At 76.2% G+C, this 210-nt stretch carries 1 pseudogene; it reads right to left on the reverse strand.

Annotated features, from left to right (window positions below):
- Positions 1–210 (reverse strand): annotated as a pseudogene (locus BU52_RS37320) (NAD(P)/FAD-dependent oxidoreductase); the annotation flags it as partial.

Consider the following 210-nt stretch of genomic DNA (forward strand, 5'->3'; position numbering starts at 1 on the left):
GCCAGGTCGGCGTGGAGCGCGTTGCCGGCCAGCAGCAGCCCTCCCCCCTCGCCCCGGAACTCCTCCTCCGCCATGCGCCGCACCGGCAGGACCAGGGTGCGCGCCATGCGCAGTCCTCCCGTGCCGCGCAGTCTCACGGCCAGCCGCAGGCCGGGACGGACGGGCGGGAAGGGAGTGAACAGGGCGTCCAGGAGGTCGGGCCGGAGGGAC

The organism is Streptomyces toyocaensis (assembly GCF_000725125.1).
In the GTDB taxonomy this organism is placed as follows: domain Bacteria; phylum Actinomycetota; class Actinomycetes; order Streptomycetales; family Streptomycetaceae; genus Streptomyces; species Streptomyces toyocaensis.